This is a genomic window from Prevotella marseillensis, assembly GCF_900625065.1.
GTDB lineage: Bacteria > Bacteroidota > Bacteroidia > Bacteroidales > Bacteroidaceae > Prevotella > Prevotella rara.
This window is the reverse complement of the sequence record NZ_UYXY01000002.1, coordinates 158172-175775: the sequence shown is the minus strand read 5'-3', so window position 1 is coordinate 175775 and position 17604 is coordinate 158172. Positions and strand designations below refer to the sequence as shown.

General features: G+C 54.6%; 8 protein-coding genes. All 8 read right to left on the bottom strand.

Features of this window, described 5'->3' with window-relative positions; translation table 11 throughout:
* Positions 1-121 precede the first annotated feature (121 nt).
* The 8 genes from EJL04_RS14010 to EJL04_RS13975 all read right to left on the bottom strand — a co-directional run bounded on the left by EJL04_RS14010 (position 122) and on the right by EJL04_RS13975 (position 17270).
* Positions 122-2365, bottom strand: a complete 2244-nt coding sequence (locus tag EJL04_RS14010) for a glycoside hydrolase family 31 protein (RefSeq protein WP_125105443.1) — start codon at positions 2363-2365, stop codon at positions 122-124.
* A gap of 663 nt (positions 2366-3028) precedes the next feature.
* The gene (locus EJL04_RS14005; RefSeq protein WP_125105442.1) at positions 3029-4765 is read right to left on the bottom strand and encodes a DUF6377 domain-containing protein; all 1737 of its coding nucleotides are present in this window, start codon (positions 4763-4765) and stop codon (positions 3029-3031) included.
* A 127-nt stretch (positions 4766-4892) separates the two neighbouring features.
* The gene (gene bglX, locus EJL04_RS14000; RefSeq protein ID WP_125105459.1) at positions 4893-7151 is read right to left on the bottom strand and encodes a beta-glucosidase BglX; all 2259 of its coding nucleotides are present in this window, start codon (positions 7149-7151) and stop codon (positions 4893-4895) included.
* 30 nt (positions 7152-7181) lie between these two features.
* Positions 7182-9422, bottom strand: coding sequence for a glycoside hydrolase family 3 C-terminal domain-containing protein (locus tag EJL04_RS13995; protein WP_125105441.1), 2241 nt, complete (start codon positions 9420-9422; stop codon positions 7182-7184).
* A 44-nt stretch (positions 9423-9466) separates the two neighbouring features.
* A complete protein-coding gene (locus tag EJL04_RS13990; RefSeq protein WP_125105440.1) occupies positions 9467-10819 on the bottom strand; it encodes a family 16 glycosylhydrolase in 1353 nt (450 codons plus the stop codon).
* Positions 10820-11185: 366 nt separating this feature from the next.
* Complete coding sequence (locus EJL04_RS13985) at positions 11186-12556, bottom strand: hypothetical protein (protein ID WP_241210021.1); 1371 nt, start codon at positions 12554-12556, stop codon at positions 11186-11188.
* Between the two features lie 15 nt (positions 12557-12571).
* Positions 12572-14083, bottom strand: a complete 1512-nt coding sequence (locus EJL04_RS13980) for a RagB/SusD family nutrient uptake outer membrane protein (RefSeq protein ID WP_125105439.1) — start codon at positions 14081-14083, stop codon at positions 12572-12574.
* 49 nt (positions 14084-14132) lie between these two features.
* Positions 14133-17270: a SusC/RagA family TonB-linked outer membrane protein gene (locus EJL04_RS13975; RefSeq protein WP_125105438.1), complete on the bottom strand. Its 3138-nt coding sequence runs from the start codon at positions 17268-17270 to the stop codon at positions 14133-14135.
* Positions 17271-17604: the final 334 nt, after the last annotated feature.

Below are 17604 nucleotides of genomic sequence, written 5' to 3'. Positions count from 1 at the left end.
TCTTAAATGTCTGTTTACTTATTGTAAGATTGACGATAAGCGTTCAGACTAATGGCTTTAACTCCTAGCCGGCACGGCCGGCGATAACTACTTTAACTCCTTTAACTACCAATTTAACCTATTACCACTCAATCCCTCCAAACCTTCCGTCAATCTTTATATATTCTGTCTTGCTCAGGTCCATGTCGTCCGTGCAGTCTACTGGCTCGGGATAAACCGGGATGACGGCACCTTCGCGCACATAGACGGGCATCAGTTCGAGCGGCACATTGAGGTCTTTGAGCCACTTTCCGCCGCTGTAGCGCTCGCCGGTGAAGAAGTTTACCCAGTTGCCTTCAGGCAGGTAGACGTCGCGGCGGCCTTCGCTGTTCATCACGGGAGCCACGAGGAAGTCGTCGCCGAAGTAATATTCGTCGTCGATATGCCAGCACATGGGGTCGTCCGGGTGGTGGAATATCAGTGCCTGGAGCACCGTTGAGCCGCCGCTTACGGCCTTACGGCTCTCCTGAAGGATGTAAGGTATGAGCTTATAGCGCAGCTGCCACCATCTCTTAACTATCGGGGCGATGGCAGGATAGTGCCAAGGCTCGCGCTTGTTGGTGCCGTGATAGCGGATGTGTGACGAGAAGACGCCGAACTGAGTCCAGCGGACGTAGACGTCATCACGTACACGTGAGTTCATGAAGTTGGGCAGAGTGTGGAATCCGGGCACGTCGTGGCTCCAGAAGGCGAAGCCCGACAGACCGAAGTGAAGTCCGCCCTTGAGCGATCCGGCCATGCCGTCCCACGAGCTGCATGAGTCGCCTCCCCAGTGCAGAGGATAGCGCTGGCAGCCTGCCCAGGCAGCTCTTGCCCATACTATGCCGTCGCCCGTCACCTCCTTGGTAACCTCATAGGCAGCCTTCTGATACAGCAGCGCATAGAGATTGTTGAGCAGTTCGGGCTTCATGTTCTTGTAGACGGCGTCCATGTGTATGTTTTCGCCGAAGTCGGTCTTTATTGCAGCCACTCCCATCTTTAGCAGATGGCGCAGCAAACCCTTGTACCACTCGGTGGCGGCGGGGTCGGTGAAGTCGATTGTTCCGGCGTAGTCGAGGGCCGAGAAGTTAGAACCTTCGCCCTCCTGCTGCTTTGTCAGCGTGCAGATATAGTGGTTATTGCGCGCCTCGTCAATCTGTTCGGCATCCTCAGCCACGTAAGGCAGCTGCCACAGAGTTACGCGGTAGCCCTTGTCCTTTAGGCCGCGGATGAAGCCTTCGGGGTCGGGGAAACGCTCTTCGTTGAACTTCCATTCGCACAGCCAGTCGGTCTTAAACCATCCTGTGTCCAAGTGTATCACGTCGCAGGGATAGTGTTCGCGGCGCATGCGGTCGCAAATCTCGTTCACCTCGTCGGCGCTGAAGTATGTCATGCGGCTCATCCACACGCCGAAGCTCCATAACGGGGGCATCGAGGGGTAGCCCGTCAGGTCGCGGTAGCCGCGGATAATCTCCTCCATGGAGTCGCCGCCGATGAGGAAAACGTCGAGCATGGCCTGGTCGCTGAGGAACTCTACCGAGCGCGTTGACACTCCGGCGAGCGACAGCTTGCTGTGGGCGCAGGTGTGATAGAATGCTCCGTACATGCGGCTCGACACGTAGAACGGAATGTTTTTATATGTGCGGCGGTTGTTTACGCCCTGTCCGTCCTGGTTCTTGAGGAAGAACGTCTGTCCGCTGAGGTCCATCTTGGTGAAGCGTTCGCCCGTTCCGGCAAAGCATTCGTCGGCTTTGCACTCGAACGACATCGTGGCGCGCTCCTTCTGTCCGTCAAGCTTGCAGAAGCCTATGGGCAGCGCGTCGTAGCGCGGAGGCGAGAAGTGGTCGTAGGCGGCAAGGCGTATCTCGCGCTTTCCGTCGGGATACAGCCTTATGTCGAGCGTCTCTTGCGGGTCGGGCAGCAGCGTGCTCCAGCGGTCGAGCTCGGGCTCCTGTATGTTGATAACGGCCCTGACGGTGCCTTCGGGGTCGGTGACGGTCCATCGGCCGTTGCCGAAGCTTACGCTCAGCGGCGTCTTCTTAACCCTGTCGCTCATCTGCAACATCTCCGACTCGTCGGTCATCTGCTCCTCTCCGAAGCCTATGAACAGGCGCAGGATCTTTGGCTCATACTGCCTGATGATGAGCGTATATTCCTCACGCGGCACGCCGGTGTCGGCTGCCATGTCGTTGGCCAGTATCTGCTTCTGGAACGGAACGAGCACGCAGATGTCGCCGTCGTTCTCGAACACGGCCGAGGGTTTGCATGCCTTCCATAGCGACTCGTTGCGGCTAAGGCTGACGTCGAAGTCGAGAAAGTCGAAAAGATGGTAGTTTGTGGGTTTCATTTTTTTGTTTGTTTTTATATGTTTTTTGCCGGCTTTTTCAGTCCTCCGTCCCCTTGCCGTTAGTGTTTCGTGGCCGGGGGCGCGGCTGTACTAATTATGCCTTCTGTTATTATGCTTTTCAGGTTTTGTCTTGTGGCCGTGTGGCTTTTGTGCGCCGGCTGCTTGCCGGTGTGCCGTTGCGGCCTGCGGCGGCATGAGTTGCCGTGGCTGTAGATATGACGCAGCAGTGTTGTTTTTGTACTATGCCATAAGGCATAATGTTCGAGCGTCGCTCTCAGGCCATTGTTGTTTGCGTATTATCGTGTTGTCCGTTGCCGTAGCCGTGTGTCCGCGTGCGGTCTGCTTACGGCCCGTCCTGCAGCCGTTGCCCTGTCGTGGGCGTGCAGGAGCTATGTTGCAAAAATAAGAAAAATAGCCTTAACGGCAAAGGATTATCCCAAATGTTTCAGTATTTTCAGCCCTTGTCATGGGTAAGTGTTTCCCTCAGGTTTTCCAATATGTGCCCTTTCGCATTGCAAAAGGCCACATATTGCACGCTAAAAGGCCACCTTTCAGAAGCTGAAAGATGGCCTTTTGCAACACATTGAGCGTCAATGGGTTATGCAATGGTCGGGCTGTATGCCGCCGGACCTTGTGCGATTGCTGCCAGTATGGCGTTATGTGTTATTGCGCCGTGCCGGCTTCAGACTTGCCGTCGCCTTCGGTCTGCGTGTGCTGCGGCACGCCTATCTCCTTCACCTTCTTCTCAAACTCGTCTCTGCCGCATATCGCCCCGTTCTTTATTCGTGCGCGGTAGTTGTAGATTGTGTTCACCGAATAGTGAAGAAACTCGGCAATCTTTGAGCTGTCGTCGATGCCGAGACGTATCAGCGCGAATATCCTTATGTCGGTGTTCAGCCGCGACCTGTCGTCGAGATGTATGCGCTCCTCGGGACGCAGCAGCTTGTTGAAGTCGTCGACGAAGGTGGGGAAGAGGTGTATGAACGTGGTGTCGAATATGTTGAAGAGCTCCTGCTGCTGGCGGTCTCTGAAGTCGTGCGACTTCATCTTGCTCATCAGTTCCGTGTGCTGCTTGTTCTTCAGCATCGTCAGCACCTCCTTTCTCATCCTCTCCATGTTGTCTATGTATATAGAGCACTGCCTGAGGAACAGGCCGATGTATTTCTCCTTCACCCTGTTCGACTCGTTCAGGCTGCCTATGGCCTTGTGCAGCTGGCGGTCGGTCTCGGTCAGCTGGCGGTTGCTCTCGTCCAGGTTCTCGTTCACCTGCTGCATCTCCTTGTTGAGCTTCATCAGCTGCCTGTTCTTGCGGCTGAGCTCGTCGCGCGTCAGCTTCAGCTTGCCGCGCTGCTTGTTGACATAGATGAGCAGCACAAGCACCGAGACGGCAAAGAGGCTTATCACGAGCACCATGATTACGAGGCGCTCCTTCTGCTTCTGCATTATGGTCTGATAGCTGTTGTCTATGGATGTGAGCACGGGCGAAATCTGGTTGTTTCTCACCCTCGTGCCGAACTTCTCGGCGCAGTTCCAGGCAAAGTTTATGTATTTATACGACCGTGCCATGTCGCCCGTCGTGTTCAGATAGTTGGCCAGTTCCCACAGCGCGCCCTGGTCCATCACGGCGTTGCGTATGTCGCCCAGCGCCGACATAGCTAGCCAGTAGGTCCAGTTGTCTGTGTCGTTCATCTTCTTATAGTCGAGAAAACGGTAGAAGGCAACTATCGAGAACTCGTGCGACTGTCGGTCTACGCCCTTCATCCTCATGTCGTTGTAGCGCAGCGCGCCGGCCGGGTCGTTGCTGTTGTACCGCTCAATCTCCATCAGCTGCAGATACATGTCGCTGTTCTTGTCGGCCAGTGCCGCCAGCGAGTCGGCATACATTCTTTCCAGCCGGCCATAGTTTTCCTTCAGTCTGCCTATCTTTGTGTAGAATCCCAGCTCCTTGTAGAGATGGTTGCGCGCGGCGTAATATGCCAGCCTGCCTTCGCGGTTTAGCTCACCGGTGTTGATAGAGGCCAGCAGCTCGTCCGACTCCATATACATTCCGGCCGTTGAACACTGAAAGGCCCTCAGCGCAGTGCAGTGGTTGGCGCTCATCATGTCGCCCTGGCAGCGCGCCATCCGTTCTGCCCTGCCGAGCCATGCTATTGCCGAGTCGTTGACAAAAGCCTTGTATTCCTCATACACCTTCAGCGCGGCGGCATATCTCGCGGCATATCCGCGGCTCGTCTCAAACCTGCGCTTCAGCGTGTTTATGCGTCCTTCGCGCTTAGATAAATAAACAGATGCATTGGCGATGGCGTCGTCAATGCATCTGTAAACCGAGTCCGTGCGTGCGGCATCGGCTGATGCCACGGCAGGGATAAGCGATATAATCAGTAAAAGTATGTTTCTCATGATTGCCTTATTCTTAGCAGAAATGTTCCTCAGCTGCCGCTATTGGGGGATACGGAGCTAAGGCTTGACTGTTCTTGCAAAGATAAGATAATATTGCGAACACACAAAATTTACGGCCCGTGTTTTTTTATTTTGCAGTTATTGTTACACTTTGCAGCGAGCGGCTGTCGTGGCCTGCCATGATGTAAAACTCGCCCGGCTCGAACACCTTGCGGCCTTCGGCGTCGTAGAACGACAGGTCGTCTTCGGTGATGTCGAACTCAACGGTGCGGCTCTCGCCCTTCTTCAGGTGTATGCGGCTGAAGCCTTTCAGTTCCTTTACGGGGCGGCTGATAGATGCCACGGGGTCGCGCACATAGAGCTGCACCACCTCGTCGGCGTCATAGTTGCCCGTGTTGCTCACCGTCACCGCTGCCTTAAAGTTGCGTCCGCTGCCCGTAACGCTCAGTTTGCCGTAGCTGAAGCTCGTGTAGCTCAGGCCGTAGCCGAAGGGGTAGAGCGGGTCGTTCACCTCGTCGAGATAGTTGCTGGCATACTTGCGGAACTCTTTTGTGCCTTCGGGCACGGGGCGTCCCGTGTTGAGATGGTTGTAATAGATTGGTATCTGGCCCTCGTTGCGCGGGAATGTCATGGTCAGACGGCCGCTCGGAGCCACGTCACCGAACACCACGTCGCATATAGCGTCGGCTGCCTCGCTGCCTCCGAACCATACGTTCAGTATCGCGTCCACATTATTTTGCTCCCAAGTAAGCACCGTCGGACGGCCCGAGAAGTTGAGCATCACCACCGGCTTGCCCATCTTCACAAGCTCGGCGAGCAGCTCGCGCTGAACGTCGGGCAGCACAAGACTCGTGCGGCTCGAGCATTCGCCCGACATGTCGGCACTCTCGCCCATGGCACACACTATCACATCGGCCTTGCGTGCCGCCTCGAGAGCCTCTGCCTTGAGCTGTGCGTCGTCGCCTCTCGTTATGTTCTTGCCGAACTCTGCCGCGCGCTGACGTGCCGAGTCGGCCATCAGGTTGCATCCCTGCGCATACAGAAGTTCTGCTTTTCCGGCCAGCGCGCGCTCCATTCCTTCCTTCAGCGTCGGGTATTTGTCGGGAGTGTAGGCCACGCACCATGTGCCCGCCATGTTGGCGCGGGTGTCTGCCAGCGGACCTATCAGCGCTATCTTGCCCTGCTTCTTCAGCGGCAGCAACGACTTGTCGTTCTTCAGCAGCACAAATGTCTCGGTGGCAATGCGCCTTGCCTCGGCGCGGTTTTCGTCTGTGAAGATGTCGCGCTTGCGCCTTTTCGTGTCGCAGTATTTGTACGGATCGGCAAAAAGTCCCAGCTTATATTTAGCCTCGAGCACCCTGCGGCATGCCTTGTTGATGGCCTCCTCGCTCACCGTTCCGTCCTTTACCGACTGCTCCAGCGTGCCGATGAATCCCATGGAGCACATGTCCATGTCGGTGCCGGCATTGAGGGCAGCTGCCGAACAGTCTTTCAGCGAACCGCCAACGCCGTGGCTCAGCATCTCGCCTATAGAGCCGTAGTCGGTCACAACGAAGCCGTCGAACTTCCACTGGTTGCGCAGCACATCCTCAAGAAGCCACTTGTTGGCCGTTGCCGGCACATAGTCAACCAGGTTGAACGATGTCATCACGCTGCCCGTTCCTGCCTTTACGGCGGCGCGGTAAGGCTCGAGATATTGGTTATACATGCGCAGACGGCTCATGTCAACGGTGTTATAGTCGCGTCCCGCCTCAACGGCGCCATACAGGGCGAAGTGCTTCAGGCATGCCATAACGTTGGCGTTGCTGCTGTAGTCGCCCTGATATCCGCGAATCATGGCCTCGGCTATGCGTGAGCCGAGATAGGGGTCTTCGCCGTTTCCCTCAGATATGCGGCCCCAGCGGGCATCTATGCAGATGTCTACCATAGGGCTGAACACCCAGTTGATGCCGTCGGCCGTGGCCTCCTTTGCGGCTATTTGGGCAGCACGCTCTATGGCGTTGAGGTCCCAGCTGCATGAAAGCGCGAACGGAATGGGGAATATCGTCTCGTATCCGTGTATCACATCCATGCCCACAAGCAGCGGAATGCCCAGCCGGCTCTTCTCAACGGCCAGCTTCTGCAGTGCCTTTATCTTGTCGACGCCCTTCAGGTTGAACACGCCTCCAATCTCTCCGGCCTTTATCTTGCCGCTTACTTCAGAGTCCTGGGCCTGTCCCGTGGTTATGTCGCCTGCCACCTGAAGGTTAAGCTGACCAATCTTCTCGTGCAGAGTCATGCGCGACATGAGGCCGTCAACAAACTTATCCATCTCCTGGTTCTGCGCGCTCACCGCCCCGGTCAGCAGCAGTGCAGCCGCAGTTGTCAGTATTTTGCTTATTTTCATCATATGATTTATGTCTTTAGATGTCAATGACTATTTCAGAGTAAACGCCACTTTGCTCACAATATTGTCTGAAGCATTGCCCACGAGAGCCTCAAACTGTCCCGGCTCCGCGGTCCAGCTGGCAGCCTTGTCGTCGTAGAAGCTGAGGGCGTCTTTGCCTATTGTTATGGTTACTTCCTTGGTTTCGCCCGGCTGGAGATAAACTTTCTTGAATCCTTTAAGCTCTTTGTAGGGGCGCGGAAGCGACGACTCGCAGTCGTGAATGTAGAGCTGCACCGTCTCAGAGCCTGCCACCTTGCCCGTGTTGGTGACGCTGACGGTGAACGAAAGGCTGTCGGCTGTGGTGATGCTTGCGGCACTTGCCTTTGCCTTGCCTATCTTGAAGCTCGTGTAGCTCTCGCCGTGTCCGAAGGCAAAGAGCGGCTTTGTCTTCTCCTTGTCAGCCCAGCGGTAGCCCACAAAGATGCCTTCCTTATACTCTTCGTCAATGATTTTCTTGTCGGCGCGCCATGTTCCGGGATATGTGTTGAGCTTGTGCGCACCCACATCGTTGAGCGATGCCGGCCATGTGAAGGGCAGTTTGCCCGACGGGTTGGTGCGTCCTGTCAGCACGTCGGCAAGAGCATGGCCTGCCATTGAGCCGAGGAACCAGCCCTGAACTATTGCGGGCACCGAACTCTTCCACGGCATTGCCACGGCGTTGCCCGATATGTTGACGAATATCAGACGCTTGTTGGCCTTGGCAAGAGCCTCCACCACCTTGTCCTGATCATAGGGCAGGGAGTAAGACTTGCGGTCGTGACCCTCGGCATCCTGGTAGTCGCTCTTGTTGAGTCCGCCGAAGAACACCACGTAGTCGGCCTTGCGTGCCTTGTCTACGGCCTCGGCTATAAGCTCTTCGGGCGAGCGGCTGTCAGCAAGTTGCTGTCCTGTGGTCACGCCGTTGTACTCGCCAGTGATGTCGCCTACATATCCGCGGGCATAGTCAACCTCGATGTTCATGCCTTCGAGACAAGCCTTCAGACCGTCGAGAGGCAGTTCCTCATGCTGCGCCTTGAGCGAAGAGCTGCCGCCGCCTACGGTCATCATCTTGATGGCATTCTCGCCGACGACGAGCACGCGGCGTGCCTTCAGAGTGTCTATGGGCAGCACGCGGCCCTTGTTTTGCAGCAGCACGATGCCTTCGGTGGCTATTTTGCGTGCGGCGTCGTAGTGAGCTTCAGAGCAGAGCGAGCCAAACTGGCGGTTGCGGTTCATGTTGGTGCGGAAGAAAAGGCGCAGCACACGTCTGACCTTGTCGTTGAGTTCCTTCTCCGTGTAGGTGCCGTCCTGTATCAGTTTGCGGTAAGGCGAAGCCAGATAATAGTTGTCGTAGGCGTCTGAAGTGCCGAAGGAAAGGCCGTCGGTCCATGTGCCGAACTCCATGTCGAGTCCGTTCTCAACGGCCTGACGTGTGTCGTGCGTGCCGCCCCAGTCGGATACCACCACGCCGTCGTAGCGCCACTGGCCCTTCAGTATGTCGTTGATCAGCCACTGGTTGTGGCAGTTGTGCTGATCCTTATACAAGTTGTAGGCACCCATTATGCCCCATACTCCGGCCTCGGTTACGGCAGCCTTGAAGGCAGGAAGATAAATTTCGTGGAGCGCACGGTTGTCAACTATGACGTTTACCTGATGCCGGTATTCCTCGTCGTTGTTGAGAGCGAAGTGCTTTACGCAGGCTGCCACGCCCTTTGACTGCATGCCCTGGATGTAGGGCACCACCATGCGTGAGGCAAGGTAGGGGTCTTCGCCCATGTATTCAAAGTTGCGTCCGCCCAGCGGAGTGCGGTAGATGTTGACGCCGGGGCCTAGAATCATGTCCTTGCGGCGATAGAGAGCCTCCTCGCCGAGGCTTTCGCCGTAGATGCGGCTTATGGCCGGATTCCATGTGGCGGCAAGGCACGTTAGCGCCGGAAAGGCCACGCACGAGTCGTTGGTCTGGCCTGCCTGCTCCCATTTGTCCCACAGCACGTCGGGGCGCACGCCGTGAGGACCGTCGTCGGTCCAGAAATCAGGTATGCCCAGACGCTTCACTCCGGGTGAGCTGAACTTGCTTTGAGCGTGGATTACGGCAATCTTCTCGTCGAGCGTCATGCGCTTCAGGGCGTCTTCCACTCTCTCTTCAATGGGTTTTGTGTCGTCGAGATACACCGGCGTGCCCTGTGCGTATGCACTCATTGAGCATACGCCTAGGAGCAGGGCCGGTATAGATTTAATAAAGATTTTCATGTTATGTAAGTATTTTTAGTTTCATGATGTAAGGTGTCCGAGGGCTATTTCTGGAACACGCGCACATAGTCTATCTTCATAGTCGTTGGCAGTGCGCTGTCGTCGGTGCCCTTGTATCCGCCCCAGTCGCCTCCCCACGCAAGGTTGAGGATGACGTAGAAAGGCTTGTCGAAGGGCCATGCCTCAACGCCTGAGCCGTCGTTGGCATAGTCGAGAATCATCTTGCCGTCGACATAAAACTTCAGATGGTCGGGTGTCCACTCGCAGGCATACACGTGGAACTCGTCTTCGGCGTCGGCAACGTGCAGCGTCGCATGCTCTATGGCAGTGCCCGTGTTGTTGTATTTCTGGCAGTGTATGGTCGACGACACGTCGCCCGGGTCGGCTCCCACTTCCTCCATGATGTCTATCTCGCCGCAGCGCGGCCACGGGTTTGTGGTGAAGTCGTTGCCCGCCGGCATCATCCAGAAGGCCGGCCACGTGCCCTTGCCCTTGGGAAGTTTTATGCGTGCCTCAAACCATCCGTACTTCCAGCCTGTCGACACGTTGGCATATACTCGTCCAGAGTATATCGTAGAGCCTGCCTTGAAGCAGTTGATGCTGAGCTTTCCGTCGGCAATCTCGGTTACGCGGCGGCCTGCAGCCTGTCCGTCCACATAGGTCTGCAGCTCGTTGTTTACCCATCCCGGGCCCTGCTCCTCGTGAGTCCACCATGCGGTGTTGAGCGTTGTGCCTTGGTCAAACTCGTCGTTCCACACCAGACGGTAGCCTTCGGGCACGCTGATATTGTTGTCGGGCGCCGACTCCTGCACTACGCTTATCTGCTGAGAACCTTCGGATGAGGCTACGGTAACGATGCCCGAGCGCGACTTCAGTTCATTGCTCGGCTCCACTTCTATGCTCACTGCTCCTGCCGCGGCTGTGGCCTTTATCCATGCCACGTCGGCAGATGCCGTGAAGTTGTCCTGCGAACTCACCCCGACGCTGAACGTTCCGCCGGCAGAAGGGGCATAGACCGAAGTTTCGGCCACGCCTATCGTGGCGGTCTGACTTACCTTCACCGTGTCGCGCACAGTGCCAGAGCGCACCACCACCATGCCCGAGCGTGCCTCCGTGCCCTTGTTGGCACTGACGCTGAGCGTTATGGTTCCCTTGTCAGCCGTGGTGCCGTTGAGGCTGATGCCCATCCATGTGTCGGGCGTGTAGGCTGTCCATCCCTTGCCGGTAGACGTTACGTCTATGGTGAATGTTCCTCCGGCTGCGCCTGCCGTTATCTCGTCGGGCGAGCATTTTACCGATATGTCTGTCCCTGTCTTATCGTCGTCATCGCTGTTGCTGCAGCTCGATGACGTGAGGGCAAACACGGAGAATATTGTAACAAAAATATATTTTTTCATATCCATTATGATGTTTTTCTTTCGCATTTACAGTCCTGTGCCGCATTGATTTTGCACGACTGCATAACGCCTTGATTCTCAATGTGTTGCAAAAGGTATCCTTTTGGCTTCCAAAAGACGGCCTTTCAGCCTGTAAAAGGTGGTCTTTTGGAACCTCATTTGCGGCCTTTTGCAAATAAAGCTGCCGCAGACGCTCCCCAAGCTCCCCGCAGGCGTGCCTTGCGTGGGTGCTGTGCGGCCTTTACGGCGGTGTGGGATATGTCTGCGACAAGCATCGAAAGGTAAAAAAATTAATTTAGAAATTAGTAAAAGAAAAGGTCCGGCGGGCAAGAGCCATAGGCCCTTTCCGCCGGAGTATGAAAAGGATTATTCTATTGTTTTCTGCAGAACTATCTTGCTTATCGATGCCGTCAGACCGGCCGGATTACCTCCGAAGTCGACAACGAGAGTCAGTTTGTCGGCAGCACCTGCAGCCATCACGCTTGCCGGAACCTTCAGCGTGTAGTCGGCATCAGCGTCGAGGTCAACCTTCTTCATGAACAGGAAGTTGTCGTCTGATGCGCTGTCTGTCAGCTTCACCGTAACGCCCTTTGTAGCGGCAGATGCGTGCAGCGTGCAGCAGAAGTCGTATTTTACGCCTGCCTCGGCCGGAATGTCAGTGTGAAGTTTTACCTGTGCCTGCCACTGTTCAAATGTAGCTTCGGGCAGAACCACCGTGTATGTGCCGTTGCTGGCGGTGAATGCCGGGTCGGCTATCTGGCTCCATCCCGGTGCATAGTAGAATTCTGTGGTGAATGCGCCGTTGTCGTCAACCGGTTTCCACAGGTTCGTCTCAGCGTCATAGTCATATACGGTGTCGTCGGTGTCAACCTCCGGCAGCACTGTTCCGTCGTCGTTGGCATGGTCTTTCAGCACGAGGCTCTCAATGTTGATGCTCGTGTTGGCAGCATTTCCGCCGAAGTCGAACACAAGTTTCAGCTTGCTGATGTCGAGTCCCGCCATGTCGCTCTTCCAGAAACATTTAGGTTCGCCGGCCTTCAGTTCAACCTCCTCGGCAAAGTAGAACACGTTGTCGTCGCTTGCATCAACAAGTTTCACCATGACAGCAGGATGATCGGTGCTTGAAGTCAGTATTACAGAGAAGTCGTATGTCTTGTCTGCCGATGTGGCCATGTCGGTTTCGAGGAACATCTGAGCCTGCCATCTCTCTGAAGTGGCCGAAGGCAGAGTTATGCTATAGTCATAACCGTTCTTGACATAGATAGGATCGTTTGTCTGAGCCCATCCCGGAGCATAATAGAACGACGGATCGCCGATGTTGGCCTTGCGCCACATGTTGAACTCGCTGTCCTCCTTGAATCCGCCGAAGCCGCTTATTCTTGTCTTGTCAATGTGGAATGTGCGTGTTATCTGGCCGTCGCTCATGCCGTTGCGGTTTCTTATCTGCAGCGCAACCGTGTAGTCGCCTGCCTTGCGGTAGAACTGAGAGTCAACCGTTGCGGTAGAGTATTTGGTTCCGTCTATAATCCATACAGGTGTCACGCCGGGCTGCTCGTCGAATGAGAACACGGCATAGTTGGTCTCCTGATTAACCGTTACGTGTACAAACTCCTCATACGCTGCAGCGTCGGGCAGTCCGTTGGGGTCGGCACCCTCAAAGCTTTCGGGTGAGCATGAGCCGAGAGTGAGGCCCAGCATCATCAGCGCGCTCCCAAATATTTTATATGTCTTGTTCATAGCTTTCATCTTTTTTTAATAATCGTTTTGTTTAAGGTTCGGGTCTGACGACATCTCAGTGTCAGGTATCGGCAGATATTTCTTGCTCTCAGACCATGTGTTTGTGCGGTAGCCATACTCGTCGGGAACGAGCACCTGAGGTGCCTTGCCTGTACGGACGAGGTCCCAGTAGCGTTTGCCTTCGCCCACGAACTCGAGCTGGCGCTCTCTTATTATTATGTCTTCGCTCACGCTTTCAAGTGTGGCTATGTGCGCTCTCTGTCTTACCAGGTTGACATATCTCAGCGCCTCAGCCTGGTCGCCGCCCGTCTTCAGTATCAGTTCGGCAGCGTTGAGCAGACATTCAGCATAGCGGTAAACTCTCAGGTTGTTGTTAAAGTTGAGGTCGGCGTCGGCCTTCTGTCCAGCATTGCCGTCGGGTGTGGCAATATATTTAGCCAGGAAGAGGCCCGTGTCCTGATAGCGTTTGTTATATTCGCCGTTGGCAGCGGCGTTGAAGCATGTTGCGTCGCGGCGTGTGTCGTTGCCTGCATAGCGTTCGTAGGTCTCTGTGCGCACCGGACAGAATCCCCATCCGCCTGCCACTCCGGCTGTGCCGTCAACCCATTGGTTGGGGCTTATCAGTCTTGGCAGCACCGTACCGCCCGAAGCCAGCGGGTTGCTGTATGAGCGAATGGCATTCTCCGACTTATAGTTGATTTCCCATATCGACTCCTGGCACCATTCGCCCGACTCCTTCCAAAGGGCTGCATAGTCAGGATTCAGGTCGTATAGTCCGCTGCTTATTATGTCTCTCATATATTGCAGGGCCTGTCCGTATCTGCTCTCGTCGTTCTGATACATCACCATCTCGGTGTAGAGCATGTATCCCATGGCCTGTGTCACGCGGCCAAGCTCGCTCTCGTCTGCCTTCATCGGCAGCAGGTTTTTGTCGAGTACATCCTTCAGGTCGGTTATCACGTTTTCGTAAACCTCGTCTGCCTTCAGCTGCGGAGCCGTGTATGGCATTGCCTCAAGATTGTCCGTGAAGAAAGGAATGTTGCCCCAGAACTTCCAAAGGTTATTATAATAGTAGGCTCTCAGCACGCGTGCCTCTGCCGAAGCCTTGTCGATGAAGTCCTGGCTCAGCTCGTCGCGCGAGTCGTTGATATAGCTCAGCACGTCGTTGGCGCGCTTGACGCCTGAATATTCGTCGGTCCACAAGCCTGCGGGAGTCTGGTTTGGCAGCGCCTCAAAGTTCATCATGAGGTGCCAGAACTGGTTGTCGGTCTTGCTCGAGCCGCCCACCCAGATGTCGTCGGCCATGATGTCGCTCATCAGGTTGATTGGGCAATAGTAGCCGTTGCCCCAGTCGGGCCACTGCAGAGGATTGTATGCAGCCACCAGAGCCTCCTCAACGTGCTCCTGTGTGTTGAAGTATTCACCCACTGTGTCGGTAGGAGGTGTCAGGTCAAGAAAGTCGTCGCTACATCCTGACAGGGTGAACACTGAAAGCATTCCGAATGCAAACAATATTTTAGATTTCATGATATGTCGTTTTTTCGTTTATTTAAAGATTTATTAGTCAGTATCTTTATCAGAAGCTCAGGTTAAGACCTACGGTGAATACGCGTGCCTGCGGATATACGCCATAGTCAACTCCGAGAGATGTTCCGCTTGATGCAACCTCAGGGTCGAAGCCCCAGTATTTTGTAAACGTTATCAGGTTCTCGGCTGCAACATACACGCGCAGCTTCTCGATGAATGCCTTTCGTGTGAGGCTTTGCGGCAGAGTGTAGCCCAGCTGTATGTTCTTCAGGCGGAAGTAAGAGGCGTCATGAACATAAAGGTCTGATGAAACCCAGTTTACGTTGTCGCCGAGTATGAACATAGGATACTTGTTTGATGTGCCCGGACCTGTCCAGCGGCTCAGCATCCATGAAGGAAGGTTAGATGCGGCGATGTCCACACGTCGTGTAGCGTCGAACACGTCGGCACCTGCAACGCCCTGCCACATCATGCTGAAGTCGAATCCGCGCCACTCAGCGTTGAGGCTTATACCGAATGTCCAGTCGGGCATTCCCTTTCCGATCTTGGTCTGGTCGTTGGCAGTGATGGCTCCGTCGCCGTCAATGTCGACAAATCTTACGTATCCGGGTTTGGCATCCGGCTGTATGAGTTCGCCTTTGTCGTTGACATAAGAGTTGACTTCCTCCTGTGTCTGGAATATTCCTGCGGTCTTGTAGCCGTAGAAGAACGGGAACGGCTGTCCGTTCTCACCGCGTGTTATCGTGCCTGCTGTCTGGAAACTGTCGTAGTTGGCAAAGCCGGTGTCGTTGCCGAGCTTTATCAGTTTGTTCTTAAGATAAGAGGCGTTGCCCTTCAGGCTGAAGTGAGCGTCGGCAACATTGAATTTGTATCCTGCCTCAAACTCAACTCCGCTGTTCTCCATGTCGCCCACGTTTCCGTAAGGTTTGTTCTCGCCTACGTATGAAGGTATAGAGAGAGTCATGAGCATGCCGTTGGTCTTTTTCTTGTAATAGTCTACCGTGAAGGTAAGGGCGTTGTTGAAGAAGCCGAAGTCGAGACCGATGTCTGTCTGCTCTGATTCCTCCCATTTAAGGTCAGGGTTAGGAATGATGCTTGCCTTTATACCGTTGGTTACGGCCTCGTCGCGTCCGAAGATATAGTTGTTGTTGACAGATGTGAGTGATAGATACTGGAAGTTACCGATGTTGTCGTTACCGTTCTTACCCCAGCTTACGCGCACCTTGAGGTTAGACAGCCAGTCGGGACGGTTCTGCATGAAAGGTTCGTTGGTTACGTTCCATCCGAGAGAGAACGACGGGAATGTGGCGTATCTGTTGTTGGCGCCGAAGCGTGAGCTGCCGTCGCGGCGTACAGTGGCCTGCACCATGTAGCGCTCAGCGTAGTTGTAGCTCAGTCGGGCGAACATAGATGCCATTGTGTAAGGCTCTGCATATCCGCCGTAGACGGTCTGGTCGCCGTTTTCGGCAAGTCCGTTGGCATAGTCGATGTAAGGCTTGTTGATGTCAATGAGGTAGTTGCGGCTTCCTCCGAGAGTCCAGCCTGTGTTCTTCAGCGCGCTCTGTCCGAGCACGACGTTGAATGTGTGGTCGCCTATTGTCTTGTCGTATGTCAGCACGTTTTCAATCTGCCATACCGTGCCGCGGTCGCTTTCAGACGATGCTTTAGAGAATTCGCTGAACTGGTTGGCGCGGAGATAGTAGACCGGAGTATATGACTCGTTGCCCCAGAACGACATGTCGGCGCTGTAAGAGGTGCGGAACTTCAGTCCGTCCCATATCTGCAGCTCGCCTATGAAGTTGGCAACAAACTTATGAGACCAGTTGGCAGCGCCCGGCAGAGAGAGGTTCTGCAGCGGGTTAGTCATCTCGTTGTAGTCAGGACCGGCAAGAGTATAGAGGTTGCCGTTCTTGTCGTACATGGGCACGTAGCCTGCCGTTCCGGCATATTTGTCGTTCTGTGCGTCGGCAGCCTCGCCTGTAAGGGTAGGCGTGAGGATAGGCGACATGGCCAGGGCGCTGCCCAGCGGTGAGCCCCACTGAGAGTTGGCGTCGATGCTCTTGCTCTTAACGCGGGCATAAGAGAGGTTGACCGTGATGTCGAGCTTGTTGAGCCAGTTGCGTGTCTTGCTCTCGTCGAAGAGAGTATATTTGGTGTTGCTGCGCAGGGTCAGACGGTTATAGTTAGAGCGGTCGTAGTCGCCGCCGATGATACCTTCCTGTGTGTAGTATCCGAGAGAGAGGTAGTAGTTGAGCTTTTCAGATGCACCGCTCACCGTAAGTTCGTGGTTTGACACGGGCGCATTGTCGTTGAAGAGCTCTTCCTGCCAGTCTGTTCCTTCGCCGTAAGAGTAAGGATCGCTGTAGAGAGGAGCCTGTCCTGAGTTGATGCGTCCTTCGTTCATCATTATGGCATAGTCGGTTGCGTTGAGCACGTCGCGCTTTCTCCACGGGTTCTGCCATCCGTAAGAGAAGTTGTAGTTTACGCGTGTCTTGCCTATCTTGCCGCTCTTGGTTGTAACGAGGATGACACCATTGGCAGCACGCGCACCATATATTGCGCCCGAAGCTGCGTCCTTGAGCACCTCGATGCTCTCGATGTCGCTCGGGTTGAGGTAGTCGAGTCCGCCGGTGATAGGCATTCCGTCTACTATGTAGAGCGGGTCAGAGTTGTTGATGGTGCCGATACCGCGCACACGTATCTGCGCTGCGGCTCCCGGCTGACCTGAAGACGACGTTACGGTAACGCCGGCAGCGAGTCCCTTCAGGGCGTTGTCCATGCGCACGGGTGCCGTGGCAGCCAGGTCGTCGGCCGAAACCTTGGCTATTGATGCTGTCACGACGCTCTTCTTCTGTACGCCGTAACCCACTACGACAACCTCGCTGAGCAGCTCGTTGTCCTCGTGCATCACGATTCGCATGTCGGCTTCGGCCTTTGTCTCTACAGTCTTGTAGCCGATGTACGACACGGTTATCATGCTGCCTTCAGGCACCTGCTGCAGCTTAAACACTCCGTTTAGGTCGGACACTGCATCCTTTGTTTCGCCTTTGAGGAATACAGATGCTCCGATAATCGGCTCACCGTTTGTGTCAACGATGGTTCCCGAGCAGTCTATCTTCTGCGCGGCAGCCGTCATTGAGAACAATGTGGCCAATAAGATTAGCATTAGAAATCTACACGTTTTCATAAAATTATTAGTTTTATAAAGATTATGTTTATTCACGGTTTTTTGCGGTTTGCAATAGTTTCGGCGCAAAAGTATTAAAAAAAGTTTCGCATGTAAAGCCTGCAAATACAAGAAGTGGACGAATGTGGACGCCGGATTTCGCTATAATGCATTATATCAGACGGTTACGTCTGCAACCGTTTGCAGAAAAAGTGGATTGATAATAATTGTAAAAATCACATTAATATCATAAAAATGACCTGTTTTCGGGCTTAAAAGTGTCTAAATGTAACGTCAGTGGCATTAAATTTCCGTGTTTCGGGGCATATTTTTACAAAGTGTAACCAATATTTGT